Origin of the sequence: Tenebrionibacter intestinalis (assembly GCF_016632365.1) — a bacterium.
Lineage (GTDB): Bacteria > Pseudomonadota > Gammaproteobacteria > Enterobacterales > Enterobacteriaceae > Tenebrionibacter > Tenebrionibacter intestinalis.
The window spans coordinates 1-1,506 of sequence record NZ_JAEPBH010000117.1 but is presented as its reverse complement, the minus strand read 5'-3'; the positions used below and the strand labels follow the sequence as shown (position 1 = coordinate 1,506).

Genomic DNA, 1,506 nt, shown 5'->3' with positions numbered 1-1,506 from the left:
AACCGAATCCACCGAGGCCGCCGCACCCGACTGGGCTCCGTTCGTTCCGGCAATAACGCCACCGACGGCGGCACCGCTTACCGCTGCGGCCCACTGAACAATTGCGCCTTTCTCACTTTCACCGAGTGAGGTGTGGCTGCCCAGGTAATCCATCACCATTTTGCCGAAGGCTTCGCTACTGAGGCCTGCCACGCCGCCCGCCAGGGCATTTCCGCCGCCCAGGCTTGCCTGAAGCGCACCAATAACGCCGTGAATCGCGGCTTTCTCTGCGCTATATTCACCCCAGCCCATTGCAGCGCCAACATCGCCCGCTGCCTGGTTCGCCATTTGCCCGAACAGGCCAGCCAGCTCCTGCTGCTCCTGAACTTTTTCTTTATCGAAGATTTTGTCGATATGGCCGTTGGCGTTATCCGTATCGCGACTCAGGCTCGCAACATCCTGCTGCTGATTTTCCTTGTCACGAACAGTGATCGTGCCGTCTGCAATCGCTGAATGGGTCGTACCCGACGCATCATCATGTGCCCCGATGCCGATAATCGGGATTGCACCACCGCCGCTTCCGTTCTTGTCGCCTGCGTACCCGCCGATGATGCCTTTTGAATCTGAGCTGTATTCGGCGCTGTTGTTGATATCACGCCAGCCGAGCGTGCCCGTATCCAGCGCGTTTTTATCTGCCGTCGCCGTACTGGCGATAACGGCACCATCCAGCTGCGTGTGCCTGCCAACGGTGATATCAAAACCTTTATCGCCTGCAAACAGACCGCTCTGCTCGCCGACGCTCGCGTACTCACTTTTGGTTTTACTGTTGCTGATACTGAGTGAAGCGGAACCCGACATGCTGCCGAACGTGAAGCTGGCCCCGCCGCTGACATTCTTCTGCCAGCTGGTGTAGTCATCGGTATCCTGAAGACTGCTTACCAGCAGGTCGCGGCCCACATCAGCCGTGATTTTGTCGCCCAGCGCCTGCGCACCGGCAATGACCGTGTCGCGTCCACTGCTCATGCTCAGTTCATCACGGGCGTTAACGCGGGTATTTACGTACTCAGTTGTTTTGCCGTCATCGCCGCCTTTAGACTGATAGCCGCTCGCCTGAACGCCAATCCCGGTTTCCTTACCGACTGAGACATGCACACCCGCAGCCCATCCACTGCTGTTGTTTGCGCTTTTTTGCTCACGATTGTTAGAGGCTGCATCAAGCAACAGGTCGTTCTGTGCCACCAGGGTCACGTTATTCCCCGTGATACCGCTGCCTGTAATATGCAAATCGCCGCTGGTGCCGCTTTGGCCGGTAGCAACCATGTTCACGTTGCCTCCCGCCGTCAGGGTACTGCCGCGGACTTCATTCTGTTTCAGTTCAGAGGTCGACGTGCTTTTACTGGAGCCGATATTCAGTTCCACGCGAACGGCATTCATGTCTCCTCCGGCAGCACCGCCCGCCACAGAAGCCGCACCCGAGCCAGCAACCCACATATCCTGCGCGGCTTTTACGCCATACAGCGCCTTCAG

1 protein-coding gene is annotated in these 1,506 nt (G+C 58.0%); it reads right to left on the bottom strand.

Annotated features, from left to right (window positions below; translation table 11 throughout):
* Nucleotides 1–1,506: hemagglutinin repeat-containing protein (locus tag JJB97_RS17920; RefSeq protein ID WP_238715434.1), on the bottom strand; the 1,506-nt coding region annotated here is incomplete at both ends.